This is a genomic window from Pseudomonas shiyinii (assembly GCF_056725765.1).
Window position 1 is genome coordinate 4,918,470 of record NZ_CM161522.1, and the last position, 17,655, is coordinate 4,936,124.

Annotated in this window: 17 protein-coding genes; 11 read left to right on the plus strand and 6 right to left on the minus strand. The window is 63.8% G+C overall.

Features of this window, described 5'->3' with window-relative positions; translation table 11 throughout:
• Nucleotides 1–18: 18 nt before the first annotated feature.
• On the minus strand, nucleotides 19–660 hold the full coding sequence (locus tag ACXHGZ_RS22295; RefSeq protein WP_084855202.1) for a hypothetical protein: 642 nt from the start codon (nucleotides 658–660) through the stop codon (nucleotides 19–21).
• 376 nt (nucleotides 661–1,036) lie between these two features.
• Here ACXHGZ_RS22295 and coxB point away from each other — a divergent pair, with 376 nt between their 5' ends.
• From coxB to ACXHGZ_RS22315, 4 genes are read left to right on the plus strand one after another with little or no spacing between them, the layout of a single operon-like run.
• Nucleotides 1,037–2,164, plus strand: a complete 1,128-nt coding sequence (gene coxB / locus ACXHGZ_RS22300) for a cytochrome c oxidase subunit II (protein WP_084855201.1) — start codon at nucleotides 1,037–1,039, stop codon at nucleotides 2,162–2,164.
• Nucleotides 2,165–2,216: 52 nt separating this feature from the next.
• On the plus strand, nucleotides 2,217–3,806 hold the full coding sequence (gene ctaD, locus ACXHGZ_RS22305) for a cytochrome c oxidase subunit I (RefSeq protein WP_324811963.1): 1,590 nt from the start codon (nucleotides 2,217–2,219) through the stop codon (nucleotides 3,804–3,806).
• 10 nt (nucleotides 3,807–3,816) lie between these two features.
• Nucleotides 3,817–4,383: a cytochrome c oxidase assembly protein gene (locus ACXHGZ_RS22310; RefSeq protein WP_084855199.1), complete on the plus strand. Its 567-nt coding sequence runs from the start codon at nucleotides 3,817–3,819 to the stop codon at nucleotides 4,381–4,383.
• Between the two features lie 16 nt (nucleotides 4,384–4,399).
• Nucleotides 4,400–5,287 (plus strand): cytochrome c oxidase subunit 3, encoded by an 888-nt coding sequence (locus ACXHGZ_RS22315; RefSeq protein ID WP_324811967.1) that lies wholly within the window; start codon nucleotides 4,400–4,402, stop codon nucleotides 5,285–5,287.
• Between the two features lie 38 nt (nucleotides 5,288–5,325).
• Here the strand turns inward: ACXHGZ_RS22315 and ACXHGZ_RS22320 are convergent, their stop codons facing one another.
• The gene (locus tag ACXHGZ_RS22320) at nucleotides 5,326–5,529 is read right to left on the minus strand and encodes a twin transmembrane helix small protein (protein WP_084855197.1); all 204 of its coding nucleotides are present in this window, start codon (nucleotides 5,527–5,529) and stop codon (nucleotides 5,326–5,328) included.
• 63 nt (nucleotides 5,530–5,592) lie between these two features.
• Between ACXHGZ_RS22320 and ACXHGZ_RS22325 the strand changes: the two genes are divergently transcribed.
• The 6 genes from ACXHGZ_RS22325 to ACXHGZ_RS22350 are packed head-to-tail and all read left to right on the plus strand — an operon-like array spanning nucleotide 5,593 to nucleotide 11,705.
• The gene (locus ACXHGZ_RS22325) at nucleotides 5,593–6,336 is read left to right on the plus strand and encodes an SURF1 family protein (RefSeq protein WP_084855196.1); all 744 of its coding nucleotides are present in this window, start codon (nucleotides 5,593–5,595) and stop codon (nucleotides 6,334–6,336) included.
• Nucleotides 6,302–6,886 carry a PA_0111/PP_0108 family redox-active disulfide protein gene (locus ACXHGZ_RS22330; protein WP_084855195.1) on the plus strand — a complete coding sequence of 195 codons (585 nt, stop codon included), beginning with the start codon at nucleotides 6,302–6,304 and terminating at the stop codon, nucleotides 6,884–6,886. Before ACXHGZ_RS22325 ends, ACXHGZ_RS22330 begins: the two co-directional genes overlap by 35 nt.
• A gap of 9 nt (nucleotides 6,887–6,895) precedes the next feature.
• Nucleotides 6,896–7,969, plus strand: coding sequence for a COX15/CtaA family protein (locus ACXHGZ_RS22335; protein ID WP_196154760.1), 1,074 nt, complete (start codon nucleotides 6,896–6,898; stop codon nucleotides 7,967–7,969).
• On the plus strand, nucleotides 7,954–8,853 hold the full coding sequence (cyoE, locus tag ACXHGZ_RS22340) for a heme o synthase (RefSeq protein WP_480461620.1): 900 nt from the start codon (nucleotides 7,954–7,956) through the stop codon (nucleotides 8,851–8,853). The genes ACXHGZ_RS22335 and cyoE overlap by 16 nt, the downstream gene beginning before the upstream one ends.
• Nucleotides 8,850–9,482 (plus strand): SCO family protein, encoded by a 633-nt coding sequence (locus tag ACXHGZ_RS22345; RefSeq protein ID WP_224457529.1) that lies wholly within the window; start codon nucleotides 8,850–8,852, stop codon nucleotides 9,480–9,482. The genes cyoE and ACXHGZ_RS22345 overlap by 4 nt, the downstream gene beginning before the upstream one ends.
• Before the next feature lie 54 nt (nucleotides 9,483–9,536).
• A complete protein-coding gene (locus ACXHGZ_RS22350; RefSeq protein WP_480461622.1) occupies nucleotides 9,537–11,705 on the plus strand; it encodes a M48 family metallopeptidase in 2,169 nt (722 codons plus the stop codon).
• 139 nt (nucleotides 11,706–11,844) lie between these two features.
• Here the strand turns inward: ACXHGZ_RS22350 and ACXHGZ_RS22355 are convergent, their stop codons facing one another.
• The 3 genes from ACXHGZ_RS22355 to ACXHGZ_RS22365 all read right to left on the minus strand — a co-directional run bounded on the left by ACXHGZ_RS22355 (nucleotide 11,845) and on the right by ACXHGZ_RS22365 (nucleotide 14,358).
• Nucleotides 11,845–12,615, minus strand: coding sequence for a MetQ/NlpA family ABC transporter substrate-binding protein (locus tag ACXHGZ_RS22355; RefSeq protein WP_465001614.1), 771 nt, complete (start codon nucleotides 12,613–12,615; stop codon nucleotides 11,845–11,847).
• 64 nt (nucleotides 12,616–12,679) lie between these two features.
• Nucleotides 12,680–13,351 (minus strand): methionine ABC transporter permease, encoded by a 672-nt coding sequence (locus tag ACXHGZ_RS22360; protein ID WP_084855190.1) that lies wholly within the window; start codon nucleotides 13,349–13,351, stop codon nucleotides 12,680–12,682.
• Nucleotides 13,351–14,358: a methionine ABC transporter ATP-binding protein gene (locus ACXHGZ_RS22365; RefSeq protein ID WP_480461624.1), complete on the minus strand. Its 1,008-nt coding sequence runs from the start codon at nucleotides 14,356–14,358 to the stop codon at nucleotides 13,351–13,353. Before ACXHGZ_RS22365 ends, ACXHGZ_RS22360 begins: the two co-directional genes overlap by 1 nt.
• 222 nt (nucleotides 14,359–14,580) lie before the next feature.
• Here ACXHGZ_RS22365 and katE point away from each other — a divergent pair, with 222 nt between their 5' ends.
• A complete protein-coding gene (gene katE, locus ACXHGZ_RS22370) occupies nucleotides 14,581–16,725 on the plus strand; it encodes a catalase HPII (RefSeq protein WP_480461626.1) in 2,145 nt (714 codons plus the stop codon).
• A 158-nt stretch (nucleotides 16,726–16,883) separates the two neighbouring features.
• Here katE and ACXHGZ_RS22375 read toward each other — a convergent pair whose 3' ends face one another.
• Nucleotides 16,884–17,588, minus strand: coding sequence for a PA5502 family lipoprotein (locus ACXHGZ_RS22375; protein WP_480461627.1), 705 nt, complete (start codon nucleotides 17,586–17,588; stop codon nucleotides 16,884–16,886).
• Between the last annotated feature and the right edge of the window lie 67 nt (nucleotides 17,589–17,655).

Below are 17,655 nucleotides of genomic sequence, written 5' to 3' on the forward strand. Positions count from 1 at the left end.
GGTTTACCCGCGAATGCGTCAGGCCGGTTGGCCGAGCTCCACGCCCAGTTGACGGGACAGGCATGGCCAGCGCTTCCAGGCGGCGCCGGTCTCGGGGCTGCAGAGTTTCTCCCGGTAGGCTTCCACCGACTCGACGGCGAAGCTTTCGTCATCGAGCATCTGGTCCACCGAATGGTGCACCACTTCATCGAGCTGGTTGGCAAAGGTTTCGCCGATCAGCTGATGGGCGATCAGGTTGGCCACGGTGGTATCCACCGGGATCAGCGGCTGCTGGAAGTGGCGGATGTACAGGTCGTTGACTTCTTCGACCAGGCGATGGGCCAGGTAGGCTTCGTCCAGCAGGCAATCCAGGCCGACATGGCCTTGCATGACGCTGGGCGGTTGCAGGAAATAGGTTTCGGCGATTTTCAGCACCGGCGTGATCTGTGACTCGATGCCAGCTTCGCGGGCCACGTCATGGGCGGCCTCCAGCAGCTCCGGAACCTGGTCGATGTAGGCGCTGACGAAACGCGCCAAGGTACCCTGGGCATCCTGCTCGGGCAGATGGATCGAAGGATGCAGATGCGGCAGTTGTTGTTCCAGACGCTGTTTCAGTTGGCCAGTCTGGCCCTCGTGTTGATGGGCGTGGGTGATCTGCTCGCGGACAGCAGCGATGTTCATGACAACTCCAGGGACAAGGCGTTACAAACGGAAGACACTAAATTAGCTCGGTTGTGAGAATGCCTAAGACGCATTTGTTATAACCCTGAGGCACGTTTGCCAGTGTGGTTATATCAATGTGCTATCATTTTGCTCCGCCCCAGTAACCTCAAGGCTTTCAAACGATTGCGTGAATCGATGAAGTTGATTTCATGGCGGTCGTTGCGTGCCGTTGGTCGCTGTCTATACTCCCGGTGAACGTGATTCGTTGATGAGGCCCGACTGCCGTTTGCAGGGGCTCGGTCGTCGAAGCCAGGCAGTCTTGGCCACCCACCCCTCCTTAGCCGTAAGGTCGTCCACGCCTCCGGGACAACAAGAACGATAAGGGGAACCCGCAATGATGCGACATCCACATGTCTGGATGGGCCTCCTGTTGTGGTTGGTGTTTGGCCAGGCGCATGCCGCCTGGACCGTGAACATGGCGCCGGGGGCGACGGATGTTTCCAACGCCGTGTTCGACCTGCACATGACCATCTTCTGGATCTGCGTGGTCATCGGCATCGTCGTGTTCGGTGCGATGTTCTGGTCGATGGTCATCCACCGCCGCTCCACGGGCCAGGAGCCTGCGCATTTCCACGAGCACACCTGGGTGGAAATCCTCTGGACGGTGGTTCCCTTCCTGATTCTCGTGGCCATGGCCATTCCGGCCACCAAGACCCTCATCGACATCTACGATGCCAGCGAGTCGGACATCGATATCCAGGTCACCGGCTACCAGTGGAAGTGGCACTACAAGTACCTGGGCCAGGACGTGGAATTCTTCAGCAACCTGGCCACGCCCGCCGAACAGATCCACAACCAGGCCCCCAAGGACGAGCACTACCTGCTCGAAGTCGACCAGCCGTTGGTACTGCCGGTCGGCGCCAAGGTGCGTTTCCTGGTGACCGCCGCCGATGTCATCCACTCCTGGTGGGTGCCGGCCTTCGCGGTCAAGCGTGACGCCATCCCCGGCTTCGTCAACGAGGCCTGGACGCGTATCGAGAAGCCCGGCATCTACCGCGGCCAGTGCACCGAGCTGTGCGGCAAGGACCACGGTTTCATGCCGGTGGTGGTCGAGGTCAAATCCAAGGCCGACTACGACACCTGGCTCGGCGAGCGCAAGGCCGAGGCGGCCAAGCTCAAGGAGCTGACCAGCAAGGAGTGGACCCTTGAAGAGCTGGTCGAACGAGGCGACAAGGTCTACCACACCACCTGCGTGTCCTGTCACCAGGCCGAAGGCCAGGGCCTGCCACCGATGTTCCCGGCGCTCAAGGGCTCGAAGATCGCCACCGGGCCCAAGGAAGACCACCTGAACATTGTTTTCCACGGCAAGCCAGGCACTGCCATGGCCGCGTTCGGCAAGCAGCTGTCGGAAGTCGACATCGCCGCCGTGGTGACCTACGAGCGCAACGCCTGGGGCAACAACAAGGGTGACATGGTCACGCCGAAGGACGTGCTGGCGCTCAAGCAGGCAGAAGGCCAATGAACCGGGCCGAAGGGTATTCCCGCGCCAGCCACCGGATTGCAGGAGACAGGACATGAGTGCAGTGATCGACGACCACGCCCAAGGCCACGACCATGCCCACGGCCCGGCCAAGGGCTTGATGCGCTGGGTGCTGACCACCAACCACAAGGACATCGGCACGATGTACCTGTGGTTCGCCTTCGCCATGTTCCTGCTTGGCGGCTCCTTCGCCATGGTGATCCGTGCCGAGCTGTTCCAGCCCGGACTGCAGATCGTGGAACCGGCGTTCTTCAACCAGATGACCACCATGCACGGCCTGATCATGGTGTTCGGTGCCGTGATGCCAGCCTTCGTCGGCCTCGCCAACTGGATGATCCCGCTGATGATCGGCGCGCCGGACATGGCCCTGCCACGGATGAACAACTTCAGCTTCTGGTTGCTGCCGGCGGCCTTCCTGTTGCTGGTCTCGACCCTGTTCAGCCCCGGCGGCGGGCCGAACTTCGGCTGGACCTTCTACGCCCCGCTGTCGACCACCTATGCTCCGGCCAGCGTGACCTTCTTCATATTCGCCATCCACCTGATGGGCATCAGCTCGATCATGGGCGCCATCAACGTGATCGCCACCGTACTCAACCTGCGCGCACCTGGCATGACCTTGATGAAGATGCCGCTGTTCGTCTGGACCTGGCTGATCACCGCGTTCCTGCTGATCGCGGTGATGCCGGTGCTGGCCGGCGTGGTGACCATGATGCTGATGGACATCCATTTCGGCACCAGCTTCTTCAGTGCGGCCGGGGGCGGCGACCCTGTGCTGTTCCAGCACGTGTTCTGGTTCTTCGGTCATCCCGAGGTGTACATCATGATCCTGCCGGCATTCGGCGCGGTCAGCTCGATCATCCCGGCATTCTCACGCAAGCCGCTGTTCGGCTACACCTCGATGGTCTATGCCACCGGCGCCATTGCCTTCCTGTCGTTCATCGTCTGGGCCCATCACATGTTCGTGGTCGGCATCCCGGTGGTGGGCGAGCTGTTCTTCATGTACGCCACCATGCTGATCGCCGTACCTACAGGCGTAAAGGTGTTCAACTGGGTCAGCACCATGTGGGAGGGCTCGCTGACCTTCGAGGCGCCGATGCTGTTTGCCATCGCCTTCGTCATCCTGTTCACCATCGGTGGGTTCTCCGGCCTGATGCTGGCCATCGCCCCGGCGGACTTCCAATACCACGACACCTATTTCGTGGTCGCCCACTTCCACTACGTACTGGTGCCGGGGGCGATCTTCGGCATCTTCGCCTCGGCCTACTACTGGCTGCCGAAATGGACCGGGCACATGTACGACGAAACCCTGGCCAAGCTGCATTTCTGGCTGTCGTTCATCGGCATGAACCTGGCCTTCTTCCCCATGCACTTCGTGGGGTTGGCCGGCATGCCGAGGCGCATTCCGGACTACAACCTGCAGTTCGCCGACTTCAACATGGTGTCGTCGATCGGTGCCTTCATGTTCGGCGCAACGCAGATCTTCTTCCTGTTCATCGTCATCAAGTGCATCCGCGGTGGCGCGCCGGCACCGGCCAAGCCCTGGGATGGCGCCGACGGGCTGGAGTGGTCGGTGCCTTCGCCGGCGCCCTACCACACCTTCCAGACCCCGCCGGAAGTGAAGTAGGGCCGGGGTTATGAACGGCCTCTCGCTCAAGCGCCTGGTCACGCGCCTGCTGATGCTGACGGTGGTGATGTTCGCCTTCGGCTTCGCCCTGGTGCCGATCTACGACGTGATGTGCAAGGCGTTCGGCATCAACGGCAAGACCGGCGGGCAATACGAGGGCAGCCAGGTCAGCGACCCGACGCGCACGGTGCGGGTGCAGTTCATGTCGACCAATGCCAGCGACATGGTCTGGGAGTTCCACGCCACGGCCGACCAGCTGGAGGTCAACCCTGGGGCGGTCAACCAGATGGTCTTCGTGGCTCGCAACCCGACCGACAAGCCCATGAGCGCCCAGGCGATCCCCAGTATCACGCCAGCCGAGGCTGCGGCGTACTTCCACAAGACCGAGTGCTTCTGCTTCACCCAGCAGGTGCTGCAGCCAGGCGAACGCATCGAGATGCCGGTGCGGTTCATCGTCGACCGCGACCTGCCGGCCAGTGTGAAGCACCTGACACTGGCCTACACCTTGTTCGACATCACCGCTCGCCACCCGCCGGTCGCCCATGTCGCGGCCCAGGACGACCAGGGCGCCCGTTAAGGGAAGGAGAACAGCAATGGCAAGTCACGAGCACTACTACGTCCCGGCGCAGAGCAAGTGGCCGATCATCGCGACGATCGGCATGTTCATCACGGTGTTTGGCCTGGGTACCTGGTTCAACGACCTCAAGGCCGGCCACCCCGAGTCCCATGGGCCGCTGATCTTTTTCATCGGCGCGCTGTTCTTGGCCTACATGCTGTTCGGCTGGTTCGGTGCGGTGGTCAAGGAGAGCCGTGCCGGGCTGTATAGCGCACAGATGGACCGCTCGTTCCGCTGGGGTATGAGCTGGTTCATCTTCTCCGAGGTGATGTTCTTCCTGGCGTTCTTCGGCGCGCTGTTCTACGTGCGGGTGCTGGCCGGGCCTTGGCTGGGTGGCGAGGGGCACAAGGGCATCGCCCATATGCTCTGGCCGACGTTCGAGTTCGCCTGGCCGTTGCTGCACACACCGGACCCGAAGCTGTTCCCGCCACCGAAAGAGATCATCGACCCGTGGCACCTGCCGCTGATCAACACCATCCTGCTGGTGAGCTCCAGCGTGACGGTGACCATCGCCCACCATGCGTTGCGCAACAACCATCGCGGCACGCTGAAGCTGTGGCTGGGGCTGACTATCCTGCTGGGCCTTTCGTTCCTTGCGTTGCAGGCCTACGAGTATCACGAGGCCTACACCGAGCTGGGGCTGACGCTGGGCTCAGGGATCTACGGCGCGACTTTCTTCATGCTCACGGGATTCCACGGTGCCCACGTGACCTTGGGCACGCTGATCCTGATCGTGATGTTCTGCCGCGTGCTGCGCGGGCATTTCGACCCGGACAAGCACTTCGGTTTCGAAGCGGCGAGCTGGTATTGGCACTTCGTGGATGTGGTGTGGGTGGGGCTATTTATCTTCGTGTATGTGCTTTAGGCCTGTGCCGGCGATAGGGCCGCAGCTGGGCCACATGGTCAGAAGGGGGCGTGGGAGACCAGCTGGCCGCTGATCAGGCCCCAGGCGACCAGGGCGATGGTCAAGGTGGCCAGGGTGACACGCACGGTGAGGGCCTTGAGCAAGCGGGTCGACTGGTCGTCGTCCTTGACCAGGAACACCAGGCCGCTGAACAGGCTGGCGATGGTGGCCAACAGCATCAGGACAATCGCGGCCTTGAGCATGGCGAAACTCCGGGGGGATGCAGTGATGAACATCAGTATAGCGATCGGCCTGGCGAGGCCGCAGTGAGGCCGTTTCGCCCAGGCGTGGTACCAACTCTGGTGGTGCTCGCGCTACTGCCAGGGCTGATCGCGCTCGGCTGTTGGCAACTGGGGCGTGCCGACGAGAAGCGGGCTCTACTGGCCATCCATGCCGAGCGCCGTGTCGAAGCGCCACTGGCCAGCGGTCAGCTGGCGCAGGTACCTGACCCAGCCTACCGTCGCGTGCACCTGTACGGACGCTTCGACGGCGAGCACAGCCTGCTGTTGGATAATCGTATGCGCGATGGCCGGGCTGGCGTCGAGCTGCTGCAACCCTTCCATGACCAGGCGTCCGGGCTGTGGCTGCTGGTCAATCGCGGTTGGTTGCCCTGGCCGGACCGCCGCGAGCCCGTGCAATTCGACACACCCGCCCAGGCCCTGGCCCTAGACGCCGCGGTCTATGTCGCTCCCGGCGCCACCTTCCAACTGCACCCCGACCCGGTGGGCGGCCAATGGCCGCACCTGCTGACCGCCATCGACCCGGCCCGGCTGTGGCAACAACTGGGGCGTGAAGGTTTCGCCCATGAACTGCGTCTGGAGCCAGGCCCCGCCAGCTATCGACTGGACTGGCCGGTGGTCGCCATGGGCCCGGAAAAGCACCTGGGCTACGCCGTGCAGTGGTTTGCCCTGGCCACGGCACTGGTGCTGCTCTTCCTCTATTTCGGCTGGCATGACAAGAAGAAGGAGAACGACCATGGGCGCCGCAACGAGTCCACTGGACATGCCTGAACGCGGCAAACCCCGTGCGCGCGGGCGTTTGCAACTGATCCTGATCCTGCTGGTGGTGCTGGGGCCGATGATCCTCGCCACCAGCATGTACAAGCTCAAGTTCTGGGTGCCAGACGGCCGCAGCTATCACGGCCAGATGATCGGCAACGGCCAGGGCCGCAGCGATATCGGCATCGATGCCCAGGAGACGCGCTGGCAACTGCTGGTCAGCGCGCCGTCGGCCTGTGCTGCGGATTGCCAGCAGCTGGTGTACCTGGCGCGGCAGATCCAGATCGGCCTGGGCCGGGATGCCGCCCGTGCCAGCCATGCACTGGCCACGGCGCAACCGTTGGCAGCCGACTACCAAGCCTTGCTCGGCCGTGAGTACCCGCAGTTGCAGCGCTATTCGCTGGATACCCAGCGCTACGGCCAGAACGTCAGTACGCCCGGCCCGCAGCTGTGGATCGTCGACCCCCATGGCAACCTGGTGCTGCGCTACGACGCCAAGGTCAACGGCAAGCATGTGCTCGACGACCTGCGGCACCTGCTCAAGCTGTCCAACATCGGCTAGGAGGCCCCCATGGCCAGACCCGGATACCGCCTCGCTGTGTTCGCCACCCTGCTGGCACTGCTGGTCGTCCTGCTCGGTGCCTATACTCGCCTCACCCACGCCGGCCTCGGCTGCCCGGACTGGCCGGGTTGCTACGGTTTCATCGGCGTGCCCAAGACCGAAGCGCAGCTTGCCCATGCCGAGCTGCGCTTCCCGGACCATCCGGTTGAGCAGGCCAAGGGCTGGGCAGAGATGGTCCATCGCTATTTCGCCGGCACCCTGGCGACAGTGATCGCCCTGCTGGCGTTCCAGGCCGTGCGCCGCCATGCCCGCGATGGCCAGCCCTATCGCCTGCCGCTGCTGTTGCTCGGTGTGGTGCTCGCCCAGGCGGCGTTCGGAATGTGGACGGTCACGCTCAAGCTCTGGCCCCAGGTGGTCACGGCCCATCTGCTGGGGGGCTTTACCACGCTGAGTTTGTTGTTCCTGTTGTCGCTGCGCCTGTCTCGGGCCTTTGCGCCATTGCCCAAGCTGCCCCTGAGCCTGCGTCGGATCGCGGCGCTGGCCTTGCTGGTGGTGATCGGGCAGATCGCCCTGGGGGGCTGGGTCAGCGCCAACTACGCGGCGGTCGCCTGCATCGACCTGCCTACCTGCCATGGCCAGTGGTGGCCAGCGGCGGATTTCAGCAACGGTTTCCACCTGACCCAGCATGTAGGGCCGAACTACCTGGGCGGGCAACTGGACAGCGATGCGCGCACGGCCATCCACATCAGCCACCGCCTCGGTGCCCTGATGGTGGTCGCGGTACTGCTGATGCTCAGCTGGAAACTGCATCGCAATGGCCTTACCGCGCTGGCGCGCCTGGTGTTGCTGGCGCTGGCTGTGCAGGTGGGCCTGGGCATCAGCAACGTACTGCTGCACCTGCCCCTGGGCGTTGCGGTGGCACACAACGCCGGTGGCGCCCTGCTGCTGCTGTGCATGGTGCTGGTCAACTACCGCATCCGCGTGGTCGACAAGGTCCGCGTGGGCCACGGCTGGCGCCTGACACCGGTGGCTGGCGTGGCGATCACTCCACAGATGAGGCATGAGTCGTGGCGACGCTTCTAGATCAAGGCCGGCGACAGGCCAGCTGGCGCGACTACCTGGAGCTGACCAAGCCGAAGGTGGTGGTGCTGATGCTGATCACATCCCTGGTGGGCATGTTCCTCGCCACCCGCGCCGGCGTGCCCTGGACCGTGCTGGTGTTCGGCAACCTCGGCATCGCGCTGTGCGCAGGTGGAGCCGCGGCGGTCAACCATGTGCTGGACCGGCGCATCGATGCATTGATGGCGCGTACCCACAAACGCCCACTGGTCGAGGGCCGGGTCGCGCCCGTGCCGGCGCTGGCGTTCGCCCTGGCCCTGGCGTTGCTGGGCATGGCAGTGCTGCTGGTGTTCACCAATGCCCTGACCGCCTGGCTGACGCTGGGCTCTCTGCTGGGTTATGCGGTGATCTACACGGGCTTTCTCAAGCGGGCCACGCCCCAGAACATCGTGATCGGCGGCCTGGCGGGTGCGATGCCGCCCTTGCTCGGTTGGGTGGCGGTGAGCGGGCATGTCAGCGCCGAGCCGCTGCTGCTGGTGCTGATCATTTTCGCCTGGACACCCCCCCATTTCTGGGCCTTGGCCATCCACCGCAAGGAAGAATACGCCAAGGCGGACATCCCCATGCTGCCGGTGACCCATGGCGAGCGCTATACCAAGCTGCACATCCTGCTCTATGCCTTGGTGCTGCTGGCGGTGAGCCTGCTGCCGTTCGTCATCCACATGAGCGGCCTGCTGTACCTGGCCTGTGCCCTGGCGCTTGGCCTGCGCTTTGTCCGTTGGGCCTGGGTGTTGTACCGTGGCACCCAGCCGCACGCCGCGATCGGCACCTTCAAGTACTCCATCGTGTACCTGTTCCTGCTGTTCATCGCGCTGCTTCTGGACCACTACCTGTTGCCGAGCCTATGACCCGAACCCAGAAAACCGTCTTCATCCTCGTTGCCGTGGTCGCCCTGATCCTCGGGCTGACCGTCAACAAGGTACTCAATGATCGCGGCCAGGCGAACCCGGCCGAGCTGATCGATGCTGGCATCATTCTCCTGCCGCAGAGCCGTACCGTGCCGGACGTGAAAATGACCGACCAGGATGGCCAGCCGGTGGCGCTGGACGCGCTCAAGGGCAAATGGTCGCTACTGTTCTTCGGCTACACCTACTGCCCGGACATCTGCCCGACCACCCTGGCCCAGCTGCGTCAGGTGAAGAGCGAGCTGCCCAAGGAGGCGGTCGACCGTCTGCGGGTGGTGCTGGTGAGCGTCGACCCGAACCGGGACACGCCGAACCAGCTCAAGCAGTACCTGGGATATTTCGACAAGGATTTCGTCGGGGTGACGGGGTCGATCGAGGATACCCAGGCGCTGGCCAATGCCTTGAGCATTCCGTTCATCCCGGCCGATACCAGCAAGCCTGGGTACACCGTGGATCACAGCGGCAACCTGGCGATCGTCGGGCCGGACGGGCGCCAGCGTGGCTTCATTCGCGCGCCGGTTAACAATCAGAAACTGGTGGCGCAACTGCCAGGGCTGCTCAAGCAGGACTGACATCCGCGGGTCGGTTAGGATAACCACCCGTCCAACTGGCATGGAGTGCCCTACATGACGTCGCGTGACAAACGCACCCTGGCCTGGCGCCTAGTTTTGCTGCCATTGCTGCTGATGGCCATGGCCATCTGGCAAGGCCAGCGTGCCGACGCCCACCGCAGCCTGCTGCTGGAAGAGCAGGCAAAGTTGCATGGCTTCATCGCCGATGTGACGTACATGGAAACGGTAAACGACAGGCGCCTCGTCGAATTCAACGGCAAGTCCCATGAGCCCTACGTCGCCCACAGCCTGGCCGTCAATTGGCTCGGGTACGTCGAGCGTGAGCTGGGCTTCGCGAAGGTCGGCACCTGGTTGCCGCATTTCTCCCTGCGCTTTTCGATCCTGTTGACCCTTCTGGGCGTAGCATCGCTGCTGGCCTTCCACTGGGCCGGCAAGGCTGCGCTGGTGTCCAGGGACCGCCTGGTGCGGCTTTTCTTCACGCTCAGCCAGGTGCTGCCGGTGGTGCTGGTCGCTTGTATCCTGCTGCTGACGCTGACGGTCGTACTCGAGATCGGTTATGAGGCGCTGTGGCTGTTTGCCTTGCAGCCGACGTCGGCCGGCGTGATCAAGCTGCAGTTGCTGGTGGGGCTCCTGATGCTGGCGATGCTCTGGCCGTTGTATCGCCTGCCTGGCCAGTTGAAAGACATGCTGCAACTGTTCAAGACCGAGCCCCATGACATCTACGGCGGCGAGCTTACCGAGCAACAGGCCCCGGCGTTGTGGGCCCGGGTGCGGGGCCTGGCCAAGCAGTTGGATGCGCTGGAGCCGGACAATATCGTGGTCGGCTTCCTCGACGGGTTCTATGTGACCTCCAGCGACGTGCTTCTGTACCCGGGCGAGCGACGCCTGCAGGGGCGTACCTTGTACCTGCCGTTGCCGTTGCTCGCGGTACTCAGCCGCAGTGAAAGCGATGCGGTGATCGCCCACGAACTGGCGCATTTCTCGGGCGAGGATACTGAGTACAGCATGCGCTTCATACCCATCTACCAAGGCGCTGGGCGCAATATCGGCGTTGTCGGGGGGCACATGGAGGCCGGTATGCTGCAGGGCCTGCTGACACTGCCCGCGTATGCTTTGGCGGTGCATTTCATGCAGCGTTTCGACTTTGCTGTCAGCCACTGGAGCCGTAAACGCGAGCTGCAGGCCGATGCCGCAGGCGCCCGGGTCGGTGGCCCGCAAGCCGTGGTGGACTCATTGGTACGTATCAGCGCACTGGAGCCGTTGATCGAGCAGCACCAGGCCGAGCTGTGCATGAAGCCCCAGGCGTGGCCCGAGGACCTGCTTGCTGCCACGCTCGAATACCTGGCCACCCAGGATATTTGCCTGCCGGACGACGAGCTGGCCGATGAATTGGCCCACCCCAGCGACAGCCACCCGCCCACTTGTCAGCGCATTCTGGCGCTGGGCCTGTCTGTCGAAAACGCCCGTGGCGGCGAGGCCCTGCGCCCGGTCGTGGCGGCGCAAGCGCTGGCCTGGCTTGCCGAGCAAGTGCCCGATCTGAACGCCCTGTCGCGGGCGTTGGGGGCCGCGATCGGGAGCCGCCTGCTGGAGCAGCGCAACGAGGTGCATGAGTATCTGCTGACCCGCGCCGAGGCTGTTACAGGTGACTGTGTGCTCCACGAAGGTGCGCAGTGGCGCGGCCGGTTCTTGGTGGCCGTGTGCATTGCCTGCCTGGGCGCGGCGCTGTGGGTGCGCTTCGGGTCGCACGTTCAAGGAGGTAAGCCAGGGCTAATCTCGTTCCTGAACTTCTCGGCACTTCTCATCGTTGCCGTGGGCCTGTGGGCCGGTGTGCAGGGCTGGCGCATGGTCCGGCGCGCGGGCACCCCAGCGATGGTCTTCACGCCACACTCGGTGCAGTTCGCCAATACGCCGGAGCCGATTCCGCTGCATCGGTTCGACCAGTACATGATCAAGGTATCGCCCCGGCTGGCGGTGGGGCTCAAGCTGGCAGACGACGCACCGCTGCCGCTGTTCAACAAGCGACGCTTCTGGGAGCCGGATGCCAAGCTCGACGCCAAGACACGTTGGGTCAGCCTGGCGCTGGGCCGCTGGAGTGTGGGCGGGAAAGGCCTGAAGGCCGGGGAGTTGGCGGCGCTGGTCGAGCGCTATCTGGAAGCAGGGGCGGCGCGAGAGGCGCTACACGCGTTCGAAGCGCCAACGGGCCCTACTGATGGGCAGAGTTAGCCAGCTCCTCGATACTTCTTGACGGGCCTGCTGCGCAGGCCATCGCGGCGTAAGGCCGCTCCCACAAGAGCGACAGCAAACCTGTAGGAGCGGGCTTGCCCCGCGATGGGGCCGCAAGGCGGCCCCTCTGGATATCGGCTCAGAACGCCGGAATCACCGCACCTTTGTACTTCTCGGTGATGAACTGCTTCACCTCTGGCGAATGCAGGGCATCGGCCAGTTTCTTCATGGCGGCGGAGTCCTTGTTGTCCGGGCGGGCCACCAGGATGTTCACGTACGGCGAGTCGCTGCCTTCGATGACCAGGGCGTCTTTTTCCGGGTTCAGCTTGGCTTCCAGCGCATAGTTGGTGTTGATCAGCGCCAGGTCGACCTGGGTCAGTACACGCGGGATGGTGGCTGCTTCCAGCTCGCGGAACTTCAGATTCTTGTCGTTGCCGGTGATGTCTTTCACGGTCGACAGGATGTTCTTGTTGTCCTTGAGTTTGATCACGCCGGCCTTGTCCAGCAGCAACAGGGCACGGCCGCCGTTGGTGGCGTCGTTGGGGATGACCACGGTGGCGCCGGACGGCAGCTCGTCGAGCTTCTTGATCTTGCTGGAGTAGGCGCCCAGCGGCTCCAGGTGCACGCCGGCGACGCTCACCAGCTCGGTGCCCTTGGCCTTGTTGAATTCATCCAGGTACGGCTGGTGCTGGAAGAAGTTGGCATCCAGGCGCTTTTCCGCAACCTGTACGTTGGGCTGGATGTAGTCGGTGAATTCCTTGACCTTCAGCTCCACGCCTTCCTTGGCCAGTTGCGGCTTCACGAAGTTGAGGATCTCGGCGTGGGGTACCGGGGTGGCCGCGACGGTCAGGGATTCGGCGTTGGCCGAGAAGGCCGCGACAGCGGCGACAACAGCAAGCAGTTTCTTCATTGATCACTCCTTGTGAGGGCCGCGACGGCCCCCGAACGGGTCGGCCAGGCCGACCCCATTGGGGTTACTTACGGGAAAAATGCACCACCAGTTTGTCGCCGACACTCTGCAGGACTTGAACCAGGATCAGCAGCAGCACCACGGTGACCACCATCACATCGGTCTGGAAACGCTGGTAGCCGAAGCGGATGGCCAGGTCGCCCAGGCCGCCGGCACCGACCACGCCGGCCATGGCGGTGTAGGACACCAGGGTGATGGCGGTGACGGTGATGGCCGCAAAGATGCCCGGGCGGGCCTCTGGCAGCAGGGCACTCATGATGATCTGGCGAGTGGTGGCGCCCATCGACTGGGTGGCTTCGATGATGCCGCGGTCCACTTCACGCAGGGCCGTTTCCACCAGCCGCGCGAAGAATGGCGTGGCGCCCACCACCAAGGGTGGGATGGCGCCGGCGACACCGAGCGAGGTGCCAGTGATCAGCACGGTGATCGGGATCATGACGATCAGCAGGATGATGAACGGCAGCGAGCGCAGGATGTTCACCACCAGCGACAGCAGCGCGTACACGCCTTTCTGTTCGAACATCTGCCGCGGGCCGCAGAGGAACAGCAGCACGCCCAGGGGCAGGCCCAGCAGCACGGTGAAGAACAGCGAGCCGAACAGCATGATCATGGTGTCGATGGTGGCCAGCCAGATTTCGGCCCAGTCGACGTTGGCGAAGAAATTCAGGGCGTCCATCAACGCAGTACCTCCATATGAACATCAGCTGCCTTGAAGCGCGCGAACGCCGCTTCCATGTCGCCGCCGGTGACGGCGAGCGTGAGCTGCCCATAGGGGACGTCCTTGATGCGGTCGATACGCCCGGCCAGGATGCTGTAGTCCACGCCGGTCTCGCGGGCCACGGTGCCCAGCAGCGGTGCGTAGGTGGCGTCGCCCTGGAAGGTCAGGCGCACGATGCGGCCCGGTACATGGGCGAAGTCGTCGCGCTGCTCGCTCTCGTCGACCTGCTCGTCTTCCTGGACGAAACGCTTGGTGGTTGGGTGCTGCGGGTGCAGGAACACATCCGCCACCGGGCCCTGCTCGACGATCTGCCCGGCATCCATCACCGCCACGCGGTCGCAGACCCGGCGGATCACGTCCATCTCATGGGTGATCAGCACGATGGTCAGCTTCAGCTCGCGGTTGATCTCGGCCAGCAACTGCAGGACCTGCCCGGTCGTCTGCGGGTCGAGCGCGCTGGTGGCCTCGTCGCACAGCAGGATCTTGGGGTTGGTGGACAGCGCACGGGCGATGCCGACGCGTTGCTTCTGGCCGCCGGAGAGCTGGGCCGGGTACTTCTTGGCGTGGTCCGAAAGGCCCACGCGGGCCAGCAGTTCGACCACGCGCTTGTCGATCTCGGCGCGCGACAGCTCGCCAGCCAGGGTCAACGGCAGGGCCACATTGTCGGCCACGGTCTTGGAGGCCAGCAGGTTGAAGTGCTGGAAGATCATCCCGACCTGCTGGCGGAAGCGGCGCAACTGGTTGGCATCGAAGGCGGTGACGTCCTCGCCGTCGACGATGATCTTGCCGCCGGTGGGCGCTTCCAGGCGGTTGATCAGGCGCAGCAAGGTGCTCTTGCCGGCGCCGGAGTGCCCGATCAGGCCGAACACTTGGCCATTTTCGATGGCCAGGCTGGTCGGATTGAGGGCGGGAATATCCCTACCGCCGACGCGGTAGGTCTTGTGGACATTTTGAAACTCGATCACTGAGCGAACCTTGTGGGGCGCATGGAATTTGGGTCAGCGGTAAGCCGGGCCGCGCATTTTAGCCTGTTCCCATAGTTGTTCTTAGCATTTATTTCGACTTCAACCAATCCGTTGGGCATAACGCGACAACCGGTAATCCGATTGAACGCTCGCGAACGGCTGCCAGTCACTACTTGAACGAGCCCGAACGGGCCGCCTGTAGACAGCTGAGGAGAGCCGACCATGTCCAGCAAGACCCCGGATTCGCCCAAGGAAAGCCAACTCGCGGGCACCCACACCCCCGATCGCGCCAACACCAACGCCAAGCTGCAAAGCCTGGAGGATGTACGCCGCGACGCCACCGGCCAGGCCTTGCGCACCAACCAGGGGGTGAAGATCGCCGATAACCAGAACACCCTGAAAGCCGGCGCGCGTGGGCCTTCGCTGCTCGAAGACTTCATCATGCGCGAGAAGATCACCCACTTCGACCATGAGCGCATACCCGAACGCATCGTCCATGCCCGCGGGACCGGCGCCCATGGCTACTTCCAGAGCTATGGCTGCCATGCGCAGCTGACCAAGGCCGGGTTCCTGCAGGACCCGGAAAAGATCACCCCGGTATTCGTGCGCTTCTCCACGGTACAAGGGCCGCGCGGCTCAGGCGATACGGTGCGCGACGTACGTGGCTTCGCGGTGAAGTTCTATACCGACGAAGGCAATTTCGACCTGGTGGGCAACAATATGCCGGTGTTCTTCATCCAGGACGCGATCAAGTTTCCTGATTTCGTCCACGCGGTGAAGCCCGAGCCGCACAATGAGGTCCCCACCGGCGCCTCGGCCCACGACACGTTCTGGGACTTCGTCTCGCTGGTGCCGGAATCGGCGCACATGGTGATGTGGGCGATGTCCGACCGCGCCATCCCGCGCAGCCTGCGAATGATGGAGGGCTTTGGCGTGCACACCTTCCGCCTGGTCAATGCCCAGGGCGAGGCGACTTTCGTCAAGTTCCATTGGAAACCGCGTCAGGGCGTGCATTCGGTACTCTGGGACGAAGCCCAGAAGCTCGGTGGCAAAGACCCCGACTTCCATCGCCGTGACCTGTGGGAAGCCATCGAGACCGGCGACTATCCCGAATGGGAGCTGGGCGTGCAGATCGTCGCCGAGACGGATGAGCACGCATTCGATTTCGACCTGCTCGACCCGACCAAGATCATCCCCGAGGAGCTGGTGCCGGTGACGCCGCTGGGCAAGATGGTGCTCAACCGCAACCCGGACAACTTCTTCGCCGAAGTCGAACAGGTTGCGTTCTGCCCGGGCCACATCGTGCCGGGCATCGACTTCACCAACGACCCGCTGCTGCAGGGCCGGTTGTTCTCCTACACCGACACCCAGCTCAGCCGCCTCGGTGGGCCGAACTTCCACGAAATCCCGATCAACCGACCGATCGTGCCCAACCATAATGGCCAGCGCGACGCCATGCACCGCATGACCATCGACAAAGGCCGAACCTCCTACGAGCCCAACTCCATCGATGGCGGCTGGCCCAAGGAAACGCCGCCGGCCGCACAGGATGGTGGTTTCGAGAGCTACCAGGAACGTATCGATGCGCACAAGATCCGCCAGCGCAGCGACTCGTTCAGCGATCATTTCTCCCAGGCGCGGCTGTTCTTCCAGAGCATGAGCCCTACCGAGCAGCAGCACATCATCAAGGCCTACAGCTTCGAACTGGGCAAGGTGGAGCGTGAGGCCATCCGGGCTCGGGAAGTCAACGAAATCCTGGCCAATATCGACCTGAAGCTCGCCGCTGCGGTGGCCGCCAACCTGGGCCTGCCCGCGCCCACGGCCGGTACCGTGCAGGTCAAGGGGGCGACGCCGGCACAGTCTCCGGCCTTGAGTCAAATGAACCACCCTGGCCGTGTCGGCATCAAGGGGCGCAAGGTCGCCTTGCTGGTGGCCGATGGTGTCGATGGTGCGGATGTCGATCGGCTGGTCAAGGCGTTCGAGGCCAAGAGTGCGCGCATCCTGGTATTGGGGCCGACCTCGGCGCCGGTCACCACCGCCCAGGGCCAGACGTTGCCGGTGGATGCCTCAATGGAAGGCATGCCGTCGGTAATGGTAGATGGCCTGTGGGTGCCGGCTGGCAAGGCGGCGCTGGAGACGTTGGGCAAGAGCGGCCTGGCCAAGCACTACCTGCTCGAAGCCTACAAGCACCTCAAGCCGATGGGGCTGGCGAGTGACGGCAAGGCGTTGCTGGATACGCTGGGGCTCAAGGAGGATACGGGCCTGCTGCTGGGCAATGACCAGGCGGCGGTGGATGGCTTCGTGAAGGCGCTGGAGCAGCACCGGGTATGGGCACGCGAGGCGATGGCCGAGGCGATTCCGGCGTGAAGGCAGGGGCAGGGCGCTTTCCGTAGGCAAGCACCCTGCCCCTGTGGGAACACATGTCTTGAGATATGCCTGGGGCCGCTACCCGCCCCTTTCGCGACACAAGGCCCCTGCCACAGAGCCTCCGCAAAATCAGATGGCGTAAAACACCCCCTGACTCGTCAGGACCGATGCGGAACCAGCACCACCTGGGCCGGCAGCGCACGCTGGATCTCATGCCGCTGCTTGAGCTCGAACCCGCTGTTGAGCTTGTGCACGCGCTTGTGCAGCAAGGTCTTGAGCCATGGCGCGTCGTCTTTGCGTGGGACCTGGAACACCACCTCGCACTGGTAGTTCACCACGTCGGCGGCGATGTCATCCAGCTGGCGGCGCATGGCGCGAATATCGGTGGTCTTCAGAGCCACCACGGTGCTGGGTGCGCTCGGGTCGAGCACGCGGGCCTTGGGCTTGGCCTCGGCCGCCTTCAGCGCAGCTTCTGCTTTCTCCAGCTCGGCCCTGCGTGCCTGGGCCACGGCATCGCCACCGGTGACCGCCGGTGCCTGAGGCATCAGCGCGCGCGCGCGGGCCAGTGCGACGGCGGCGGCATTGACGTCACCTTTTTGCAACACGATCTGGCTGCGCTGCAGGTAGGCCTCGGCCAGTTGGCGCTGGTAGGACTCCAGGCGCGCATCACCGGGCGACTGGGCCTGCAGGGCTGCCAGTTGGTCTTCGGCGGTGGCCAACTCGTTGCTGGCAATGCTCTGTTGCAATGCCTGCCAGGCATCGACCTGGGCCGGTGCGGCCGGTTCGGTCGGGGTACTGGAACAGGCCGCCAGGAACAGGGAAAACGCGGCAACAAGCAGAAAACGGGAGGCGAACGGCTTCATTCCTGCGACTCTCTATTTGCGCAAAAAGCGAGCAAGTCTACACCCAGGTGCGCACGCTCGAAAATAA